Raw genomic sequence first — 21504 nt, 5'->3', positions numbered from 1 at the left:
AAGATGTCGACTGAAAGGCTGCTTTCGCGAGCAAGCCCGCTCCCACAGGATGTGTATCAGGCCAATTCAACGCGGATCCACCTCACCATCGCGCACCGCATTATCCGTTTCCTCAAGCACCCTTTCCGGGTCCATGGCGGTGGAGTCATTCTCGTCCATCGGGCGCGCTCCTTCATTGTCGGGCAGTTCGTCGATGCCCGGCTCATCTTCGGGATTGCTGGTGGTGCGTCCTGGACTCAGGGGTTCGGGATGTGTCGGGATGGGGTCGTAGCCACCCTGCTCTTCGCTGGGGAATTTTGGATTCATGGGGCACCTCGCATGGAGCCGTAAAGTCGGACTCTGAACATTCGAGGTGCCGGTATTTATCGCCGTTCCAATTTTTCAGTCACCGATCGTCGGTGACCAGACAGGGCGCGTCAGGACGGCGTCTGGAGTCGATCAACGATCTTTTGCTTAACCTCCACGCGCTTCGCCTTGAGTTTCTTCAATGCGTCATCAGTGGGCGCATCCGATTTTGCGGATTCAGCCTTTACGACCTCGGCATCCGCCTGTGAATACTTGTTGATCAGTGAATCCAGTAACGGATCCTTGGTGCGTTTTTGCTGGATATCTTCCTTTGAAAGCTTGAGATCCTGATAAAGGTCGTGTGGCACCGGCATGGAACACCTCCGTTTGTTGATCGGAGGCAAACGCGATCAATTGCGTTCACCAACTATCAGAATGGCCTCGGTTAGCCGGTTCTGTCGACCGCCTATCAGACCAGCGGTGCCCGTTCGTCGCCATGCCGCAAACGCAATAAAACCTTTGTCCGCCTGTCGGCCTCCACACGTTAACGATCAATCGATCGTCCATGAAAACCTGTGTGGAGAATAACCAATGGACGGAGTTACCCTGCGCCACCTCAGTTTGGCCGTTGCCTTGAGCACCAGCATGGGCACGGTGTTCGCTGCCACTTCCAATGACTTCGTCGACAGCGCGGCCGCGGGCGGTATCGCGGAGGTCGAAACGAGCCGACTGGCCCTCGAAAAAAGCTCATCGGCGGACATCAAGGCATTCGCCAACATGATGATTACCGACCATTCCCAGGCCAACGATGAACTGGCGGCGCTGGCGAAAAAGAATGACATCAAGGTGCCGGACAGCACGACGCTGGTCAAACAGGCGAAAGAGAAAATCCTCGACTTGCGCGATGAATCCTTCGATGCGGCCTACGCCAACAATCAGGTGAAGGCCCATGAAGACACCATCGAGCTGTTCAAGAAAGAAGCCAACACCGTGACGGACGACAGAACCAAAGGCGCCACGGACTTGAAAGGTTTCGCACAAAAAATGCTGCCGGCACTGGAGAAGCATCTGGATATGGCGAAAAAGCTCCAGGCTGCTCATCCGAGCAAATAACCCTCCCACAAAAAGGCCGCACCGTTTGATGCGGCCGTTTTCAATGCCCCCGGGGACAGGGTTCCATTGCAGGGCCGAATCAAAATCCAAAGATCGCAGCCTTCGGCAGCTCCTACAGGTGTACGCCGAACCAATGTAGGAGCTGCCGAAGGCTGCGATCTTTTGATTTACCCGAGGGTTCTTGCAAGGAACGGTGCCGTCCGGCTCTTTTTGCTCTTGGCGACTTTCTGCGGTGTGCCTGCAATAACAATCTTCCCGCCCTGATCCCCCGCCCCCGGGCCAATGTCGATCACCCAGTCACTCTGCGCCACCACGCGCATTTCATGTTCGACAACGATCACCGTATGCCCCGCCGTCACCAGCGTATTCAACTGTTCGAGCAAGCGATCGACATCCCTTGGGTGCAAACCGGTGGTGGGCTCGTCGAGCACATACAACGTGGCCCCACGCTGGTTGCGTTGCAGTTCGGTGGCCAGTTTGATCCGCTGGGCTTCGCCGCCCGACAGCTCGGTCGCCGGCTGGCCGAGGCGCAGGTAACCCAGGCCGATATCGCGCAGCACCTCCAGCGAGCGGCGAATACCCGGTTGCTCGGCAAACACCGTGACCGCTTCGTCCACCGTCAGCTGCAACACCTGGGCGATGTTCAAGCCTTGCCAGATGATTGCCAGCGTCTCGGGGTTGTAACGCGCGCCGTGGCAGGTCGAGCACGGTGCATAGACGCTGGGCATGAACAGCAACTCGACGCTGACAAAGCCTTCACCTTCGCAGGTCGAGCAACGGCCCTTGGCGACGTTGAAGGAAAACTGGCCCGCGTCGTAACCCTCGGCCTGCGCCTCGGGTGTGGCGGCGTACAGTTTGCGCACGTTGTCGAACAGCCCGGTGTAGGTCGCCAGATTAGAGCGCGGTGTGCGGCCGATGGGTTTCTGATCGACTTGCACCAGGCGCTTGATCGACTCCAGCCCCGCCATGACCTGACCGCCGCTGACTTGCGGTGCGTCGTCCTCAAGGCTCAACTCTTGCGGCTCGCTGTCACTTGCAGCACGCCCGAGATGCGCGCCCACCAGTTCCAGCAACGCCTGACTGACCAGGCTTGATTTACCGGAACCCGAGACGCCCGTCACCGCGGTAAAACAGCCCAGCGGAAACTCGACGCTGAGGTTGTTCAGGTTATTGCGAGTGATGCCTTCCAGCCGTAGCCAATCGTTCGCCTTACGGCTGGCTTGGGGCTGAGCGACCTGCTCGGCGAACAGATAAGCGCGCGTCTGCGAGTTCGTCACCTGCGCCAACCCTGGCGGCGGTCCGCTGTACAGGACTTGGCCGCCATGCTCGCCGGCCGCTGGGCCCACGTCGATCAACCAGTCGGCGCGGCGCATGGTTTCCAGGTCATGTTCGACCACGAATAAGGTGTTGCCGGCAGCCTTCAGGCGTTGCAGCGCTTCGAACAATGCTTCGCCATCTGCCGGGTGCAGACCGGCCGACGGTTCATCCAGCACGTAGATCACGCCGAACAACTGCGAACCCAATTGCGTCGCCAGGCGCAGACGCTGCAACTCACCGGACGACAGCGTCGGCGTGCTGCGTTCCAGCGCCAGGTAACCGAGCCCCAGATCGGTCAACGTGCTGACCCGTTCCAGCAAATCCTGAGCGATCCGCTGCGCGGCCAGGCGTTTCTCTACTGACAGATTCGGTGTGTGGCGGACATCCGGCGCGTTGGCGTGACCACTGGCGCCGTGGGCCACTCGTTGCTCGCGGGCCTCGCGGGTCTGGTCGTGCGTCAATACTTCGCCCGCCGCCTCGCTCTGTTCGAGGTAACTGTGAGCGGCCACTGGTTTCAAGACTTCGGCCACTTGCAGCAACGGCATCTGCGACAACTCGCCAATGTCGTAACCGGCAAAGGTCACCGACAACGCCTCGCGCTTGAGCCGTTTGCCGTCGCACAACGGGCACGGGCTGCCGAGCATGAATTGCGAGACGCGCTTCTTCATCAGCGCGCTTTGGGAATGGCTGAAGGTGTGCAGGATGTAGCGCCGGGCGCCGGTGAACGTGCCCTGGTAACTCGGCTCCATGTTGCGTTTCAGCGCGACTCTGGTTTCTTCGGGGGTGAGCCCGGCATACACCGGCACCGTGGGCGTTTCTTCGGTGAAGAGGATCCAGTCGCGCAGTTTTTTCGGCAGATCGCGCCAGGGTTTATCGACGTCGTAACCCATCGTCACCAGAATGTCGCGCAGGTTCTGTCCCTGCCAGGCGGTGGGCCAGGAAGCTACCGCGCGCTGGCGAATGGTCAGGCTCGGGTCCGGGACCATCAACGCTTCAGTGACTTCATACACCCGCCCCAACCCATGACAGTCGGGGCACGCGCCTTGGGGCGTGTTGGGCGAAAAATCTTCGGCATACAGCATCGGCTGCCCCGGCGGATAACTGCCGGCCCGGGAATACAGCATGCGGATCAGGCTCGACAACGTCGTCACGCTGCCCACCGAAGAGCGCGTGCTCGGCGTACCTCGTTGTTGTTGCAAGGCCACCGCCGGCGGCAAGCCTTCGATGGAGTCGACGTCCGGCACCCCGACCTGATCGATCAGGCGCCGCGCATAAGGCGCCACGGATTCGAAATAGCGGCGTTGCGCTTCGGCGTAGAGGGTCGAGAACGCCAGCGACGACTTCCCCGAACCGGACACGCCAGTGAACACCACCAGGGCATCCCGGGGAATATCGACATCGACGTTTTTGAGATTGTGTTCCCGGGCGCCGCGCACCCTGACCATGCCGGAGGGAGGGTTGGAAGTCATGGACCAGCCTTGATTCGAGGGTTCTAAGGAATGATTGATAGCGTGGGTCCGTACTCGATCAACATGTGGGAGCGGGCTTGCTCGCGAAAGCGGTCTCTCAGTTGACATCTCTGTCGACTGACACGGCCCCTTCGCGAGCAAGCCCGCTCCCACATTTTAATTGCGTCAGCCATTGAGGACGGTTCGAACCATTTGAGTAAGCGCCTCGGGGCCATAGGGTTTGCTCAGCAAGTAAGTGTCGGGGCTGAGTTGGTGATTGCGCGAGATAATGTCACGGGTGTGGCCCGAGGTGAACAGCACGGCCACCGGCGGCGTCTGCACCTTGGCCCAGGCAGCCAGGTCCGCGCTTTTGATCAGGCCGGGCATGACCACGTCGGTGAAAATCAGTTCTACCACGGCGCCATCCAGCAACATCTGCATCGCGACGTCACCGTTGGCCGCCGTCAGCACTTGATAACCCTCTTCGTTCAGTAATTCCACCGCGGAGCTGCGCACCGCCTCGTTGTCCTCGACCACCAAAATGGTTTCGTGTCCGCCTCGCTGTTGCGGGTCATGGCGTGTCGTTTCGTTGAGCATCGGCCGCAGGCTGCGAGGGAAATACAGCTGCACCCGAGTGCCCTGCCCGACCACACTGGAAATCTCGATATGCCCGCCACTTTGCTTGACGAAACCGAACACCATGCTCAGGCCCAGACCCGTGCCCTGGCCATCGGCCTTGGTGGTAAAAAACGGTTCGAAAGCCTGTGCGAGTACCTGCGGCGACATGCCAGTACCCTTGTCAGTCACCGCTACACAGACATAGTCGCCAGCGACGATGCCCTTGCCTGCACAAAACCTGCTATCAAGGGCGATGTTCTCGGCGTTCAGGTCAATGGTCCCCTCGCCGTTCATGGCGTCCCGGGCATTGATCGCCAGATTGAGAATGGCGTTTTCCAGTTGATTGTGGTCCACGTAGATGTGCCAAAGGGCTTCGGCCGCGCTGACATTGATCTGGATGGTTTCCCCCAGCGCCCGCTGCAACAATTCCCCGAGTCCATCGAAGACCTGGCGCAGATCGCAGACCGCTGGCGACAAGGGTTGACGGCGGGCGAACGCGAGTAGTTGCGAAGACAGTTTGGCGCCGCGCTCGACCGCGGCAATCGAAGCATTGACCCGGCGCTGCACGTTGGCGTTGTCCGGCTCATGCCGCGCCAGCAAGTGCAGGTTACCGGCGATCACCTGCAACAGGTTGTTGAAGTCATGGGCCACGCCGCCGGTGAGACCACCAATGGCTTCGAGTTTCTGCGATTGACGCAGTTGTTCTTCAGCGGCCAGCCGCGCTTCGACTTCGTCGGCAACGCGTTGCTCCAGGTTACGGGTGAACTTGAGCAGGGATTCTTCGGCGGTCTTGCGTTCGTGGATATCGATCAACACCCCGGGAAAACGAAACGGTTCGCCCTGCTTATTGAACTCGCAGCCGCCACTCGCCAGCACCCACAGATAGCTGCCATCCGGGCGCAGGACCCGATACTCGGCGTTAAATGGTTCGCCGGTTTCCACTGATTGATCGATCTGCTCCTGCACCCAGCTGCGGTCATCGGGATGGATCCGTGCTTCGGCGACGTCCATGGGCAAGTCGGCCAGGTTTTGCTCGGGCGGGTAGGAAAAAGTGCGGGCGAAACGCTCATCGCCGGAGAGCACATTGTCCTTGATGTCCCAGACGAACGAGCCGAGCAAAGCCCCGGCATTGAGTGCCAGGCGCACCCGTTCGTTGTCGGCGTGATAGGCGTCCTCGGCTGCTTGACGGCGGCGTTCGGAAATCACATGTTTGGTGGTCTCGACCACCATCGCCATGACCCCGGCCGGTTTCCCGTCATCATCCGCCACCGGGCTGTAATAGAGGTCCAGCCAGACGTCTTCGGGAACCCCGTCGCGCAGCAGCTCCAGTACTTTGTTGCGATAGGACAAGGTGCCGCCGGCCAGGCAGGTGTCGACCACATGCCGATTGAATTCGGCGACTTCCGGCCAGCCCAGCTCCACCGGAGAACCCAACAGGTAAGGATGGCGACCACCGGCAAACTTCGAATACGCGTCGTTATAGACCATGTAACCCGGCCTGCCCCACAGCATCACCATCGGCAGTGGCGAGGCGAGCATCAACTGCACCGCGCTGCACAGGCTTCTGGGCCAGGAGTCCATGTTCCCAAGCTCAGTCAGGCTCCAGTCGAACGCGCGAATGCGCCCGGCCATTTCACCGTTCCAGCCTGCACACCCATGGCTATCGTCTAGAAACTGCATCGACTGACTCTGTATCCCTGTAGATGACTGGCTTAAGGGATCGCAACGGCATGAGGACGGTGCGTGCCCGTTTGTTTCGAGCATCGCCGTCGCCAATGGTTTCATAGAGGTTAGCTGATTCACATCATCCAGGCTTTTGTGGCAATGAAGCGTGCCCTGGGGGGTAACCATAGATGTAGCAGCTGTCGAGCAGCGCGAGGCTGCGTTCGGCTGCGAAGCAGTCGTAAACCCTGCATCCGAATTTGTCCTGACACACCGAGGTGTTTGATTTCACGACTGCTTCGCAGCCGAACGCAGCCTCGCGCTGCTCGACAGCTGCTACGAGGTTTCAGCGTGGCTACACCTCGATCAGGTGCTTGAGCGGGTGGTAGCCGGTTTTCAGCGTGGCGGCGACGTCGAGAATGGCCTTCTCGATGCCATTCAAATGCATGCAGGTCAGTTCGATCGCGGCGCTCTGATTGCCCGCTTCGATGTACTCGATCAGCCGCAGGTGTTCGTCGTCGCGGCAAGCTTCGTGACTGTCGTCATCCAGCGCGGCGGCGTACAGCGAGGCCCGGGAAATCAGCTTGCGAAACCAGTCCAGCAACACCGGGTTGTTGAGGCTTTGCGCGAGCTTGATATGGAATTCGCCGAGCAAATGAATCAACCGTTCATGGTCGCCACTGCGGTGCGCTTCATCCTCCAGCAACAGGTGATCGCGCAGGTCCTGGGTCACGGCCGTATCACGACGACGACAGAGCTCAGTGACGATGCCAATCTCGATCAGGCGCCTCGTCTCAAACAGCGAACGGATCTCCTCATCACTGGGCAACGACACCGACGCCCCTTTGTTGGGCTCGGTGGTGACCAATCCATCGGCTTCCAGTTGCTTGAGCGCGGCACGAACCGACGTTCGGCTGACATTAAAAAGTTCGGCCAATGACGCTTCGCCGAGCTTCATCCCGGGACGCAATGAACGTTTGCTGATCGCCTCGTAAACCCCTTGGTAGACGCGGTCGACCGTGGTCTCGAGTTTTTTCTCGGTCATCTGAACACTCCTTTAGCGCTAAACAACCGGCCCCAGGCGATGAGCAGCCTTTGAAAAAGGGGGTTGCACGAGCAGATTAATCCGGTTATTTCTAGATTGCATCCAGATATTGCATACAATAATTAGAGGAATGCACCATTATGGGTCATCCAACAGCAATCGAAGTGCGTAACGTCTCCAAGCGGTATTCCGACGATCCGGGGCTGGCTCCAGCCCTCGACAACGTTTCAGTCGACATTGCCGACAATGAATTCTTCACCCTGCTCGGCCCTTCCGGCTGCGGCAAAACTACCTTGTTACGCACCATCGCCGGCTTCGAACAGGTCAGCGAAGGCGAGATTCGTCTGGCGGGTGAACCGGTCAATGATTTGCCACCGTTCAAGCGCCGGGTCAACACCGTATTCCAGAGCTACGCGCTGTTTCCGCACATGAGTGTCGCGCAGAATATCGCCTTCGGCCTCGAGATGCAGGGTCTTGATCGCAAGCAAATTGCCCAGCGCGTCGATGAGATGCTGGCGCTGGTGCAAATGCAACACCTGGCCCAGCGCAAACCAGCCGAGTTGTCCGGTGGCCAGCAGCAGCGCGTGGCGCTGGCCCGGGCCCTGGCGCCGAAACCCAAAGTGCTGTTGCTCGACGAACCGCTGTCGGCGCTGGACTTGAAGCTGCGCAAGGAAATGCAGGTCGAACTCAAGCGCGTACAGAAGGAAGCCGGGATCACCTTCATTTTCGTCACCCACGATCAGGAAGAAGCGCTGACTCTGTCCGACCGCATCGCCGTGATGTCCGCCGGCAAGATCCTGCAAATCGGCACACCGAACGATATCTACGAACGGCCGCAGCACCGCTTCGTCGCTCAATTCATCGGCGACATCAACTTCCTCCCCGGCCACCTCAAGCGCGGCCAGCAAAACGAAAAACTGTTCGTCCCGAGCGGCATGCCGGTGGAAATCCCTTGCCCGGCTCAAGGTTTCGATGGCAGCAGCGTGCAATTGGCGTTCCGCCCGGAACGTTCGCAATTGGTCGACCCGGCGCAACCGCATCACCTGCGCGGCGTCATTGAAGCGGTGTTGTATGTCGGCACCGCGACCCTTTACCAGTGCCGGTTGAACAACGACATCAAGGTCATGCTGCGCGAGAACAACGAAGGCCTGAACCGTGGCCGGGTGGTCGGTGATCGCGTCGCGGTCAACCTGCCGCCCCACGCCTGCCTGTTGATGGAGGCTTGAGATGAGCGTCAGCAGCACTTCTCCCGCCCTCAACCGCGCGCTGTTGCTCAGCCCGGTGGTTCTGACTTTGCTGGCGCTGATCGCCATTCCGCTCGGCATCATGGGCTACATCAGCCTGTTGCCGCGCAACGTTTACGGCGGCGTCGACTGGCAGGCCAACTGGCAATTGCAAAGCTACGTGCAGCTGTTTTTCCAGGAAGGTTTCGACGGTGAACTGGAACTGAACTGGGTCTACGCCCAGGCGCTGTTGCGCTCGGTGTTCCAGGCCGGTGGCACCACGTTGCTGTGTTTCCTGTTCGGCTTCCCGGTGGCGTTGTGGATGTCGAGCCTGACACCGCGGCGGCGCAACCTCATGGTGTTGCTGATCACCATTCCGTTCTGGACCAACCTGCTGATCCGCAACTACGCCTGGCTGATCATCCTGCGCGAGCATGGCTGGGTTGCTCAGAGCCTCAACGCACTGTTCCCGCAGGCGGGTGGCATCACCCTGCTCTACAACGACTTCGCGGTCAGCGTCGGGCTGGTCTACAGCTTCCTGCCGTTCATGATTTTGCCGATCTACTCGACCCTGGAAAAACTCGACTGGCGACTGGTGGAAGCGGCGTACGACCTCGGCGCCAATCGCTGGCACGCGTTGCGGCGGATCATCCTGCCGCTGTCGATGCCCGGCGTGATTGCCGGTGCGCTGCTGGTGTTTGTGCCGAGTCTCGGTGCCTTCATCACCCCGGCGATTCTCGGCGGCGGCAAGACGCTGATGATCGGCAACCTTATCCAGCAACAGTTCGGCACCGCGCGTAACTGGCCGCTGGGCAGTTCGCTGTCGTTCCTGTTGCTGGGGATTCTGCTGCTGTCCCTGGTGCTTTACGCCCTGTATAGCCGCAGCACCGCTAAAACTCTACGCCGGGGAGCCACCGCATGATCGCCCTGCACCTGAAAAAACTGCCCCTGACCCGCGAAGTCAGCCTGTTGATCCTGGCCTATCTGTACGTGCCGATCTTTGTGCTGATCGCCTACAGCTTCAACGCCAACCGCTCGGCGACGGTGTGGACCGAGTTTTCCTTTGCCTGGTACGGAAGGATTCTGGCCAACCCGTCGATTCAGACGGCGGCGCTGAACTCGATCATCGTCGCCGGCATCGCCACGGTCTGCGCCACGGCCATTGCCTTACTCGCGGCATTGGCGACTTACCGGCCGTTCTATGGACAGAAGATGGTCGAGGGCGGGATCAACCTGCCGCTGATCCTGCCGGAGATCGTCACCGCCGTCGCCACGCTGCTGCTGTTCATGGCGCTGGGGATCAAGCTCGGTTTGCTGACGGTGATCGTCGCGCACATCGGCTTCTGCATTCCCTTCGCGTACCTGCCGATCCGTGCGCGGCTCAATGACCTCGACAAAAGCTTGCTGGAGGCGGCGAACGATTTGTACGCCAATCCGTGGCAGGTGTTTCGTCGGGTGACGCTGCCGCTGCTGTGGCCGGCGGTGTTGTCCGGTTCGGTGCTGGCGTTCGTGGTCAGCCTCGACGATTTCATCATGACCTTCTTCGTTGCCGGACCCGGTTCGACGACGTTGCCGGTGTACATCTTCTCGGCGATCAAATCCGGTGTCACGCCGGAGATCAACGCGATTTCGACCCTGATGCTGGTGATTTCCATCGTGCTGGTGGTGCTGGCCTTCTGGCTGGGACAGCGCGGCAAAAACCAATGAGCTTGGAGCGTTCTCTAATGAAAACAAAAAGCATGCGTTTCGCTGTCGCCGGTCTGGCCCTGAGTTGCTTCACGGCGTTCAGCGCCCAGGCCGCCGAACCCAAGGAATTGTTCTTCTACAACTGGACCGACTACTACCCGGTCGATCTGTTGGCCAAGTTCGAAAAGGAGACCGGGATCAAGGTCACCATGGACGGCTACGACAGCAACGAAACCCTGCTGGCCAAATTGCAGGCCGGTGGCGCGGCGTATGACGTGATCGTGCCGTCGCAGTCGATCATGCGCACGTTGATCAAACAGGACCTGTTGCTGGAAATCGACGCGTCGACCCTGCCCAACTTCCAGTACGTCAAACCGGCCTTCCGCGACCCGAGTTTCGACCCGGGCCGCAAGTTCTCCGCCCCGTACCTGTGGGGCACCACCGGATTTTCCTATGACAGCGCGCGGGTGCCCGGCGGCAAACTGGACGATTCATGGAAAGAATTCTTCGAACCGCGCAAGGAACTCGAAGGCCAACTCGCCGCCCTCGACACCTCCAGCAGTGTGATCAACGCCGCCAGCCATTACCTGAACGTCGACGAATGCAGCGAAAACCCGCAGGACGCCAAGCGCATTCTGGAGCTGCTGCAAAAACAGAAACCGCACTTGAAGATGTACAGCTCGGACAACACCGTCGACCGCATGGCCTCCGGTGAAGTGATCATGATGCAAAACTGGAACGGCTCCACCGCCCGGGCCACGTTGCAAAAAAGCACCATCAAGTACGTGTACCCGCGCGAAGGCCTGGCGATGTTCCAGGACAACTTCGCCGTACCGAAAAGCGCCCCACACCCTGGCAACGCGAAGATCTTCATCGACTGGATGATGAAACCGGACAACGCCGCCGCCGTGTCCAACGCCATCGCCTACGCCAACGGCATCCAGAGCGACAAGCTGATCGACGCCAAATGGCGGGTGATGGACGCGATCAACATGCCCGACGAGTTCGCCTCGCGCCTGCGGCCGGAGAAAGAGTGCAGCAACAAGGAGCAGTGCGATGCCGATCAGGCTGCCAAAAAACATCAGGCCGGCGGCGAGTACGAAACGCCATTGTTCGCGTACCAGTCGGGACAATGTGGGAGCGGGCTTGCTCGCGAAGAGGCCCGGCCAGACACCATAGAAATCAATGAGGTTTGCAATGACTCAATCTCGCTGGCTGCGCAACGTGCGGCCCTACGGTTCAACCGCCGAAGACCTGCTTCTGGAAAACGGCCTATTCAAAGATCGACGCCCGGCGTCCAACGCACCGTTGGCCCCGACCGACATCGACGGCCAAAACCAGCTCCTCACCCCGGCCCTGGTTGAAAGCCACGTCCACCTCGACAAAACCCTCTGGGGCCAACCCTGGCGCCCGAACAGCGCCGGCCCGACGCTCAAGGACTACATCGCCAACGAGCGCCGCGTGCTGCGTGAAGTCCAGGCGCCGATTGCCCAGCGTGCGGGCGCCTTGCTGGAAAACTGCATCGCCCGCGGCTCGCTGACGATGCGTTGTCACGTCGACATCGACCCGGAATTCGGCCTGCGCCATTTCGAGGCCATGCAACAGCTGCGCGAAGGCTACCGCGACCTGATCGACCTGCAACTGGTGGTGTTCCCGCAAACCGGCCTGATCAGCCGCCCCGGCACCGCCGAACTGATGCGCGAAGCCATGGCCCTGGGCGTGGAAAACGTCGGCGGGCTCGACCCGTGCGGTATCGACAACGACCCCATCGCCCAGCTCGACTTCGTGTTTAAGCTGGCCAGTGAATTCGAGCGTGGCGTCGACATTCACTTGCACGACAAGGGCGAACTGGGCCTGTGGCAGATCGCACTGATCGCCGACTACACCGAACGTTTCGGGCGTCAGGGTCGGGTGATGATCAGCCACGCTTACTGCCTTGGGATGTTGCCGTGGAGCCAGGTCAAACCGATGGCCGAACGACTCGCGGCGCTGGGCATTTCGCTGATGAGTTCGGCACCGGCCGATTGCGCGGTGCCGCCGTTTCTCGCCTTGCGTGAGGCCGGGGTGAATGTCTGCCTGGGTTCGGACGGCATTCGTGATGCCTGGTCGCCCATGGGCAACGGCGACATGCTGGAACGGGCGATGTTGCTGGCGTTTCGTTTCGACTTGAACAAGGACGATGAACTGACGGCAGCGTTCGAAGCCGCGACGGTGAATGGCGCTCGGGCGTTGGGCTGTGAAGGTTATGGGCTGGAGATCGGCCAACCGGCGGACTTTTTGCTGATGCCGGTGCAGACGCTGGGTGAGGCGGTGGTGTCGCGGCCGGTGCGGCAGGTTTATCGCGGCGGTGAGTTGATCGCCTCCGGTGGCCGTCTGCTGGAAAGCCGTTTGTGAAGCGCATTGGCCTCAAGAGCAGCTGCGTCGTTGGTTTCGACGGCACCCAGCATGTGCTGTGGCGCGACGGTGAAGTGGTGTTCGAAGGTTCGCGCATCGTGTTTGTCGGGCGTGACTATCCGGGGCCGGTGGATCAGTGGATTGATTATGGCAACGCGTTGATTGGTCCGGGCTTCATCGACCTGGATGCACTCGGGGATCTTGATTCGACGGTGCTGACGCTGGACAACGGCGATGAACGCGACATGGGCCGGATGTGGTCCGAGGACTACCTGACGAGAGGTCCGCGAGAGAGTTACAGCCCCGATGAAGAAGTCTTCAAATACCGCTACGCCTTCACTCAGTTGATCCGCAACGGCATCACTACCGCCATGCCGATCACCTCGATGTATTACCGCGAGTGGGCCGAAACCTACGACGAATTTTCTGCGGTGGTCGGTGTGGCGGCCGAGTTGGGGCTGCGGACTTACCTCGGCCCTTGCTACATGAGCGGCATGAGTTACTGGCGCGCCGATGGAAGCCTCGGGCATCACTGGGATGAAGCGCGAGGCCTGGCCGGGCTCGACGCGGCTGCTCGGTTTTTCCATGATTTCGACGGCGCGCACGAGGGTTTGATTCGTGGCGCGTTGCTGCCGGACCGTATCCAGACCTGCACCCCGGCCCTGCTGCAACGCACTGCCGCGCTGAGCCTGGAACTGAACGCTCCGATGCGTTTGCATTGCTGCCAGGGGCTCGGTGAGGTGGCGATGGTCGAGCAACTGCGCGGTACTTCGCCGCTGGGTTGGTTGCAGCAATTGAATCTGCTGACCCCGCGCAGTCTGCTGCCCCACGGCATCTACACCTCCGGCGATGACGATCTGCAACGCGTGGTGGAGGGCGGCGCGAGTCTGGTGCATTGCCCGGTGGTGTTTGCCCGTGACGGCGAGGCGCTGAACTCTATCGGTCGCTATCGGGCCAAGGGCGTCAACTTCGCCTTGGGCACCGACACCTGGCCGGCGGACTTGCTGGAAAACATGCGCCAGGGTCTGAACATTGCGCGATTGATGGAAGGCAGTGGTTCTTTGACCCGCACCCTGGATTTTTACAACGCGGCCACTCTCGGCGGTGCCAAGGCCTTGGGCCGCAATGATCTGGGCCGTTTGGCACCGGGCGCCAAAGCCGACATCACGGTGTTCAACCTTCGCGGCCTGCATTTGGGGCCGCTGTTCGACCCACTGAAAAACCTGGTATTGGCCGGGCGCGGTGACGACTGCATCGCCAGCTACATCGACGGCCGCTGCGTGATGCAGGACGGTCAGGTTCAAGGCGTCGACTACCCCGCCCTGCAACGCCAGGCCCAACAACAATTCGAAAAACTGATGCGCAGCCACAGCGACCGGGCCTTCGGTCAACCGGACTGGAAAGGCCTGTTCAAACCGGCCATCCCGTTCGCTGATGACTACAGCGCAGACGCGCCGCTGAGCGCGATTGATCCCCTTCTTTAGAGAGTTCTGCCCATGCAAAGCTTCGACTTCAGCCAATTGAGCCCGCGAGACAAATACAAGATTCTGATCGGCAGCGTGGTGCCACGGCCGATTGCCCTGGTCACCACCATCGACGGCGAAGGCCGGATCAACGCCGCGCCCTTCAGCTTCTTCAACGCCCTCTCGGCCGACCCGCCGATCCTCGCGTTGGGCGTGGAAAACTACGGCGACCAAAGCCCCAAGGACACCACGCGCAATATCCAGCTCAATCAGGAATTCACCGTGAACATCGTCAGCGATGCCCTGGTGGAAGCCATGAACGTCTGCGCCGTGCCGTTCGCCCCCGGTTTTGACGAACTGACGGCCGCCGGCCTCACTGCCATTCCCGGGACCACGGTCAAATGCCCACGGATCGGGGAGGCGCCGGTGGCGTTGGAGTGTCGACGGATGATGGCGCTGTCCATCGGGCAGTCCCGGGAGATTATCTTTGGCGAAGTGCTGATGGCGCATGTGCGCGATGAATTGATCGACCCGAAAACTTTGTATATCGATCAGCTCGGGCTCGATGCGATTGGCCGGATGGGTGGGCATGGGTATGCACGCACGCGGGATTATTTTGATCTACCGACAAGGTCGTTGCAGGCGTGGACGGAGACGCCGGGGGGTGGGGAGCGGTTTTGGCCTGAGGCCAAATAGAACTCTGCCCTCATATATAAACCCTGTAGGAGCTGTCGAGTGAAACGAGGCTGCGATCTTTTGACTTTGCTCTTTAAAAACAAGATCAAAAGATCGCAGCCTCGTTTCACTCGTCAGCTCCTACAGGATTGTGCAGGTCAGTCAGTGCCGTATTTCGGCGAACGCGGCCCGTACAGCAACCCCGCCGGTTGTCCTGCCGACAGCAGTCGTGCACTGGTCACCCCGGCAATCGGGTGACCGGCATCGGTGGAGTTGTTGATCACTTGCTTCACCGCCGCCGTAATCAGCATGCCAACCAAACCACCGCCACCGTTGTTACCGCCCTCCTCGCTCGAAGCCCGAGCCGAGCCGGTCCACAGGGTGGTGCCGCTCTTGAGGTCCACCAGTTTCGCGCTGGCCGTCACCACGGTTTCACTGCTGATGATCATGTAGCGAGTGCCGTAGTCCGTCACGGTGATGTACAGCGCAGCATCGGCACCGAAGATTTCTTGCAGTTTGTTGGCCGGTGCCTGATGGATATCCGCCGGTGTGGTCAAGCCATTCTGGCGGAACGTCTCATCGACCAGGGCGATCGGCAGCACGTAGTAACCGGCTTCAGCCAACGGGTACGTGACCTGCGACAACAGGCTGTAGGACGCCTTGACGTCCGGCGAGTTGTTCAGCGGCGGCAGCACCAGAATGGTTTTCGGACGACTTTGCTTGTACGCCGAATAGTCCACGGTCTTGGGGCTGACGCAACCACCGAGTACCGCCAGAGCCAGTAGCCCGGCCATCAGTTTCAATGAGCGCGCGATCATTGGGTGTCTCCGGTCTTGGCGTTTTTAAGCAGAAAGTCCATGTACGGCGTCGACTCGGGGAACAACGTCTTCTCGGTTCTGAATTGCTGCACCATCTGATCGTCCTTGCCCATGCTCAGGTACAACAGCCCCAAATGAGCGTGGTAACCAGGCGGCGGCGTCTTGCCGGTGGACCTGATTTTCTGCAGGTCGCGCTCCAGCGCTTCGGCCTGAGCTTCCTTGGGCTCTTCACCCTTGAAGTACTCGTAAACTTCCGGCTGGTAGCTTTCCCACTGGTAAAGGGTTTTCGGGCCGCTGTTGCAGCCGGCCAACAGGCCACTGACCAGCACGGTCGACGCCATCAGCGCCCATTTTGCATAAATCTTGAACATGCTTGTACCGCTCCTTGTCATCGACCTTGATCAGTTGCCCGGTTTCCATGCACCGGCATTCATGCCGTCCACCAGACGATTGATCGCCTCGCGCATGGCCAGGTCGAGCACTTTGCCGTTGAGGGTCGAATCGTAGGCAGCAGTGCCGCCAAAGCCGATGATTTCACGGTTGGACAAGGCGTACTCGCCCGCGCCCTGAGTCGAATAAACCACTTCGGACGTGCTGATATTGACGATGTTCAGGTTGACCTTGGCGTAGGCCACCTGAGTCTTGCCACGACCGAGAATGCCGAACAACTGGTGATCGCCAGTCTCTTTGCGGCCGAACTCGGTGACATCACCGGTGACCACAAAATCAGCCCCCTTGAGGCGCTGGGACTGGCCCTTGATCGCGGCTTCTTGCTGGATCTCGTCCATGTTGTCGCGATCCAGCACGCTGAAGCGGTTGGTTTGCTGCAAGTGAGTGATCAGGATGGTCTTGGCCTGACCGCCGAGGCGATCCACACCGTCGGAGAAGATCCCGCGCATGTAGCTCGAGCGGTTGTCGAACTTGCCGACCGCCATGGGTACGCGCACGCCGGCATAAGCGAGGCTGGCGCTTTCGACCTTTTCTACCGGCAAGGTGCGCGAGCTTTCGGTCGCACACCCGGCCATCGCGCCGAAGAGGGCAATCGCTGCCGTCGATACCAACATTCGAGAGATCATTCTCACTGCGCATTCCTTTTGAAAAACGGTTTATCCCGACACGGCAATAGCCAGCCACTGCAGGTTGCAGCGCCCGAAAAAGCGAGGGGGAATCAAATCGACAATCGACGTGCGGGACGTCGGCGGCCGGCATTATGCCAAAGTGCCATCATCGAAGACAGTATTAAATGTGAGGGGTGGTTTTTAATGGTTAACGGAAATCCCGGCTGCGCACGCTGATGCCGTCGAGTAATGGGCTCAGGTCGCTCAACCGTCCGGCAATCAAATGCCTCACCTCGCCTTCCTTTTCCCAACGCCCATCGACCTTGAGCAATTGCGAGCCCACCAACACCTGGCGCTGCCGGTCGGCCAGGTCGCGCCAGACGATGACGTTGACGTTGCCGAACTCATCTTCAAGGGTGACAAAGGTCACCCCACTGGCGGTGCCCGGGCGTTGTCGACCGGTCACCAGCCCGGCGACGCTGACCGGTCGTCCATGCTCGACCTCCAGCAATTCCTTCGAACTGCGGCAGCGCCGGGCTTTCAATTCACCTCGCAACAATGCCAGCGGATGCGGGCCGAGCGTGGTGCCGACACTGTTGTAATCGGCTAGCAGATCCTCGCCGACGGTGGGTTTGGGCAACGACACCGCGCCCTCCTCCTGACTCGGCAGACCGGCAAACAAGCCGAGCTGTTTCTGCACACCCGCCACTTCCCAGCGCGCCCGATGACGGTCACCGGCCAGGCCACGCAGCGCACCGGCATCGGCCAGTTGTTCCTGGGCGCGGGCATCGAGTCGCGCCCGTTCGCCGAGGTCGGCAATGTCGATAAACGCCCCCTTCGACCTCGCCGTTTCGATGCGCCGGGCATCGTCCTCGCGAAAGCCCTTGATCATCCGCAACCCCATGCGAATCGCCGGCTGGGCTCCGGTGATCGGTTCGAGGCTGCAATCCCAGTCACTGGCGCGCACGTCCACCGGGCGAATCTGTAAATGATGCCGGCGCGCGTCCTGCAGAATCTGGTCCGGGCTATAGAAACCCATGGGCCAGCTGTTGATCAGCGCACAGGCGAAGGCCGCCGGCTCGTGGCATTTCAACCAGCAACTGGCGTAGGTCAGCAAGGCGAAACTGGCGGCGTGGGACTCGGGAAAACCATAACTGCCGAAGCCTTTGATCTGCTCGAAGATCTGCGCGGCAAACTCGGCCGTGTAGCCGTTTTTCTTCATCCCGGCGGCCAGGCGATCCTTGTGCGGTTCCAGTCCGCCGTGGCGTTTCCAGGCGGCCATGGAGCGGCGCAACTGATCGGCCTCACCGGGGCTGTAGTCGGCGGCGACAATCGCAATCTGCATCACTTGTTCCTGGAACAGCGGCACGCCCAGTGTGCGCTTGAGCACGGTTTCCAGTGCCGGGGACGGATAGATCTCGGGTTCTTCCTTGTTTCGGCGCCGCAGGTACGGATGCACCATGCCGCCCTGAATCGGCCCCGGACGGACGATCGCCACTTCAATCACCAGATCGTAGAAATTCACCGGTTTGAGCCTCGGCAGCATCGACATCTGCGCCCGGGACTCGATCTGGAACACACCGATGGTGTCGGCACGGCCAATCATTTCGTAGGTGGGCGCGTCTTCGGACGGGATCGTCGCCAGGCTCAGGTCCCGATGGCGATGACGGCGCAACAGATCGAAACAGCGGCGGATCGCACTGAGCATGCCCAATGCCAGGATATCCACCTTGAGCAGCCCGACGGCATCGAGGTCGTCCTTGTCCCACTGGATGATGGTGCGCTCGGCCATGGCGGCGTTTTCCACCGGGACCAGGCTGTCCAGAGGCTGCTCGGAAATCACGAAACCACCGGGGTGCTGTGACAGGTGTCGGGGGAAACCGATCAACTGCCCCGTCAGGCTCAGCACCCGACGCAGCACCGGGCTCTCGGGATCGAACCCGCCTTCAAGCAGGCGCTCCACGGGCGGTGTTTCATCACTCCAGTGGCCACAGCAATCGGCCAGGGCGTTGATTTGATCCGGCGGCAAACCCAGAGCCTTGGCCACATCACGCACCGCGCCGGCCGCGTGATACGTGCTGACCACCGCCGTCAACGCCGCGCGGGTCCGGCCATAACGCTGGAACACGTACTGCAGGACTTCTTCGCGACGTTCGTGTTCGAAATCGACGTCGATGTCCGGCGGTTCGTTGCGCTCTTTGGAGAGAAAGCGCTCGAACAACAGCGTGGTGCGATCCGGGTCGATTTCCGTAATGCCCAAGGCAAAGCACACCGCCGAGTTGGCCGCCGAACCACGGCCCTGACACAGGATTTTTTGCTCACGGGCGAATCGCACAATGTCGTGAACCGTCAGGAAATAGCTTTCGTAGCCCAGTTCGGCGATCAGCTCCAGTTCCTTGTCGATCTGCGTCAGCACCTGGGCCTGCGGGCCTTTTGGCCAGCGCCACGCGATGCCCTCTTCAGTCAGATGACGCAGCCAGGACGTGGCTGTCTGGCCTTCCGGCACCAACTCCCGGGGATATTGATAACGCAACTGACCGAGGTCGAAGGTGCAGCGCCGGGCGATGTTCAGCGTTTCGTCGAGCAGTGTTTGCGGGTAGATCGATTGCAGCGCCTCGAGACTGCGCACATGCCGCTCGCCATTGGGATGAAGACGCAGCCCGGCCTCGGCCACCGGCAGGTGATGACGGATCGCGGTCATGGTGTCCTGCAAGGCGCGCCGCCCACGAGCGTGCATGTGCACATCGCCACTGGCCACCGCCGGGATTCGCAGTTCGCCCGCCAGGGTCAGCAGCGCAGCCAGTCGCCGGGTATCGTCCTGGCCGCGATGCAGCTGGACGGTCAGCCACAGGCAATCGACGAAGGTCTGTTTCAGCCAGTGGCCCTGTTCGACGTCATCGACCGCGTCCGGCACCCACAATGCCAACAGCCCCGGCAAGGGTTCACTGAAGTCCTCGCGCAGCACTTGATACTGGCCTTTCTGTGTGCGGCGCCGCGCTCGGGTAATCAGTCGGCACAGGGCCTGGTAGCCCTCGAGGTTTTCCACCAGCAACACCAGTTTCGGGCCGTTCTCGATGCGCACTTCGCTGCCGATAATCAGCGGCAGCTCCACGGATTTGGCCGCTTGCCAGGCGCGGACGATACCGGCCAGGGTGCATTCATCGGTGATCGCCAAGGCCTGATAGCCCTGCTTTTTCGCCCGCTGAAAGAGTTCGAGGGCACTGGAAGCACCGCGCTGGAAACTGAAGTTCGACAGGCAGTGCAACTCGGCATAGTCGACACTCATGCGAACCAGCCCTGCAGCCACAACGGGCCGTCCTCACCAACCGCACGATAGGCCCAGCCCTGCTGGCCGGAACGGGTTTCGATCAGGAAGTAGTCGCGGCGCACATCGTCACCGTCCCACCAACCGGACTCGATGCGTTCCGGGCCCATGAGGATGCGCGTCGAACCTTCATGCACCGCCAGCGGTTCAGTCAGCAGCCAGCCCGGACGTTGCACCGCAGGCAGCCCTGCACAGCGCTGACTGTCGACACTGGCCTGCCACGCGCACTCCGGCCGGTGATCGGCCTGGAACCGCAAGCCCTGCACCGCGTCATCCCCCAGCCGCGCGCGCAAGCGTTCGCGCAGTTGCTCCCAGGGCAAGGACTGCTGCGGGCGGTCGTCGAACAGTTCCTGGCGCTGGGGAACGAAGGCCGGCAAGTCTTCGGCGCGCAGGCGAAAACCGCGCACCGGGGCCTCGACCTGGACGTGCTCCAACCGCCCCCGGGCCAGTTCAAAGAGCATCGCCGGATTACGTTCGGCGCTGAGCAGGCCGACCTTGATGACGGTGTCCGGCAACCCGGCGTGTTCCAGGTGCAGGTCGAAACGCTGCACGCCGCTGTCCCGACCGCACAGAAACGCCGACAGGTCACCGGTCAGCCGGCGTAACGGAAACAGCAGCGCCTGATGGGACTGCACGTCGAAGTTGAGCTCGATGCGCACATCGAAGCGGTCCGGCGGCAAGTAGAACGCCAGCGCCAGCCGCCGTAACCCGAGCAAGGCGTCCAGATGCTTGAGCACCTGGGCCTCGAAACGCCGGGCCAGGCTATGGCGAGGCAACGCCTGAACCTGACTCAAGGTCCGCAACCCCATGCGCGACAACGCGGTGGCAACGCTGGTTTCCAGCCCGATCCGGTCGATAGGCAACTGCCCAAGATGATGCTGCAAGGCTTGATCGTCGGGCACCACCAGACCGTCATAAGCGTTGGCCAGCACCCGTGCGGCCACCGGGTTGGGCGCGGCAACAATCCGATGGCGAAACCCCAGCTCGCCGAGCTCGGCCCGCAACCGCGCCTCGAATTGCGGCCAGGCGCCGAACAACCCCAGGCTGGACTCGATTTCAAACACCACCGCACGCGGGTAATGCACGCTGACTTGTGAACTGAATCGATAAGCCCAGGCGGCCAGAAACTGCTGCCAGTGCTCGATCTCGGCAGCGTCGTATTCAGCCGTGACAAACCCTTTGCTCAAGGCCTGGGCGGCGGTCATCGACTGGCCCGGACGCAAACCCAGCGCCCGGGCCGAAGCGTTGACCGCTTGCAACACCCGACGCTGGGCCGGGCCGGTCAGCAGCGCCAGCGGCTCATCGGGATCGGCGCGTTGACGCAGTACCGCGTCCAGCGCCAATTGCGGGAAGAGAATGCAGACCCAGCGCATG

17 protein-coding genes and 1 pseudogene are annotated in these 21504 nt (G+C 60.9%); 8 read left to right on the top strand and 10 right to left on the bottom strand.

Translation table 11 applies throughout. The features are described from left to right. Positions 1-66 precede the first annotated feature (66 nt). Both ASC74_RS08210 and ASC74_RS08205 read right to left on the bottom strand, forming a co-directional pair. Positions 67-306, bottom strand: a complete 240-nt coding sequence (locus ASC74_RS08210) for a hypothetical protein (RefSeq protein ID WP_056740731.1) — start codon at positions 304-306, stop codon at positions 67-69. Positions 307-416: 110 nt separating this feature from the next. After that, positions 417-659: a DUF465 domain-containing protein gene (locus ASC74_RS08205; protein WP_056740730.1), complete on the bottom strand. Its 243-nt coding sequence runs from the start codon at positions 657-659 to the stop codon at positions 417-419. A 217-nt stretch (positions 660-876) separates the two neighbouring features. Here ASC74_RS08205 and ASC74_RS08200 point away from each other — a divergent pair, with 217 nt between their 5' ends. Further along, positions 877-1398, top strand: coding sequence for a DUF4142 domain-containing protein (locus tag ASC74_RS08200; protein WP_056740728.1), 522 nt, complete (start codon positions 877-879; stop codon positions 1396-1398). 167 nt (positions 1399-1565) lie between these two features. Here ASC74_RS08200 and uvrA read toward each other — a convergent pair whose 3' ends face one another. The 3 genes from uvrA to ASC74_RS08185 form a co-directional block, all read right to left on the bottom strand. Further along, the gene (uvrA, locus tag ASC74_RS08195; protein ID WP_056740726.1) at positions 1566-4184 is read right to left on the bottom strand and encodes an excinuclease ABC subunit UvrA; all 2619 of its coding nucleotides are present in this window, start codon (positions 4182-4184) and stop codon (positions 1566-1568) included. Between the two features lie 165 nt (positions 4185-4349). Next, positions 4350-6461, bottom strand: coding sequence for a hybrid sensor histidine kinase/response regulator (locus ASC74_RS08190; RefSeq protein ID WP_056740725.1), 2112 nt, complete (start codon positions 6459-6461; stop codon positions 4350-4352). 337 nt (positions 6462-6798) lie between these two features. Continuing rightward, the gene (locus ASC74_RS08185) at positions 6799-7488 is read right to left on the bottom strand and encodes a GntR family transcriptional regulator (protein WP_008154995.1); all 690 of its coding nucleotides are present in this window, start codon (positions 7486-7488) and stop codon (positions 6799-6801) included. 140 nt (positions 7489-7628) lie between these two features. On the opposite strand from ASC74_RS08185, the gene ASC74_RS08180 reads away from it, so the two are divergent. The 7 genes and pseudogenes from ASC74_RS08180 (at position 7629) to ASC74_RS08150 (ending at position 14950) form a co-directional block, all read left to right on the top strand. Beyond that, complete coding sequence (locus ASC74_RS08180) at positions 7629-8714, top strand: ABC transporter ATP-binding protein (protein ID WP_056740724.1); 1086 nt, start codon at positions 7629-7631, stop codon at positions 8712-8714. 1 nt (position 8715) lies between these two features. After that, the gene (locus tag ASC74_RS08175; RefSeq protein WP_046052935.1) at positions 8716-9633 is read left to right on the top strand and encodes an ABC transporter permease; all 918 of its coding nucleotides are present in this window, start codon (positions 8716-8718) and stop codon (positions 9631-9633) included. After that, positions 9630-10418, top strand: coding sequence for an ABC transporter permease (locus ASC74_RS08170; protein ID WP_046048507.1), 789 nt, complete (start codon positions 9630-9632; stop codon positions 10416-10418). Before ASC74_RS08175 ends, ASC74_RS08170 begins: the two co-directional genes overlap by 4 nt. A 17-nt stretch (positions 10419-10435) precedes the next feature. Continuing rightward, a pseudogene (locus ASC74_RS08165) lies at positions 10436-11443 on the top strand (extracellular solute-binding protein); the annotation flags it as partial. Positions 11444-11594: 151 nt separating this feature from the next. Beyond that, complete coding sequence (locus ASC74_RS08160; RefSeq protein WP_056740723.1) at positions 11595-12791, top strand: amidohydrolase family protein; 1197 nt, start codon at positions 11595-11597, stop codon at positions 12789-12791. After that, positions 12788-14275 carry an amidohydrolase family protein gene (locus ASC74_RS08155; RefSeq protein ID WP_056740720.1) on the top strand — a complete coding sequence of 496 codons (1488 nt, stop codon included), beginning with the start codon at positions 12788-12790 and terminating at the stop codon, positions 14273-14275. Before ASC74_RS08160 ends, ASC74_RS08155 begins: the two co-directional genes overlap by 4 nt. A gap of 12 nt (positions 14276-14287) precedes the next feature. Beyond that, positions 14288-14950 (top strand): flavin reductase family protein, encoded by a 663-nt coding sequence (locus ASC74_RS08150; RefSeq protein WP_056740718.1) that lies wholly within the window; start codon positions 14288-14290, stop codon positions 14948-14950. 137 nt (positions 14951-15087) lie between these two features. Here the strand turns inward: ASC74_RS08150 and ASC74_RS08145 are convergent, their stop codons facing one another. The 5 genes from ASC74_RS08145 to ASC74_RS08125 all read right to left on the bottom strand — a co-directional run bounded on the left by ASC74_RS08145 (position 15088) and on the right by ASC74_RS08125 (position 21503). After that, a complete protein-coding gene (locus ASC74_RS08145; protein WP_056740716.1) occupies positions 15088-15747 on the bottom strand; it encodes a DUF799 domain-containing protein in 660 nt (219 codons plus the stop codon). Continuing rightward, the gene (locus ASC74_RS08140) at positions 15744-16088 is read right to left on the bottom strand and encodes a DUF4810 domain-containing protein (RefSeq protein WP_371925536.1); all 345 of its coding nucleotides are present in this window, start codon (positions 16086-16088) and stop codon (positions 15744-15746) included. The genes ASC74_RS08145 and ASC74_RS08140 overlap by 4 nt, the downstream gene beginning before the upstream one ends. 60 nt (positions 16089-16148) lie before the next feature. Beyond that, on the bottom strand, positions 16149-16823 hold the full coding sequence (locus tag ASC74_RS08135) for a CsgG/HfaB family protein (RefSeq protein ID WP_162247434.1): 675 nt from the start codon (positions 16821-16823) through the stop codon (positions 16149-16151). A gap of 190 nt (positions 16824-17013) precedes the next feature. Beyond that, a complete protein-coding gene (locus ASC74_RS08130; protein ID WP_162247433.1) occupies positions 17014-20112 on the bottom strand; it encodes an error-prone DNA polymerase in 3099 nt (1032 codons plus the stop codon). After that, a complete protein-coding gene (locus ASC74_RS08125) occupies positions 20088-21503 on the bottom strand; it encodes a Y-family DNA polymerase (RefSeq protein ID WP_056740710.1) in 1416 nt (471 codons plus the stop codon). Before ASC74_RS08125 ends, ASC74_RS08130 begins: the two co-directional genes overlap by 25 nt. Position 21504: the final 1 nt, after the last annotated feature.

The sequence above is a fragment of the Pseudomonas sp. Root329 genome (assembly GCF_001424925.1).
GTDB classification, from domain to species: domain Bacteria; phylum Pseudomonadota; class Gammaproteobacteria; order Pseudomonadales; family Pseudomonadaceae; genus Aquipseudomonas; species Aquipseudomonas arabinosi.
Note: the sequence above shows the minus strand (reverse complement) of the source record. Positions and strands in the feature narration are given on the sequence as shown.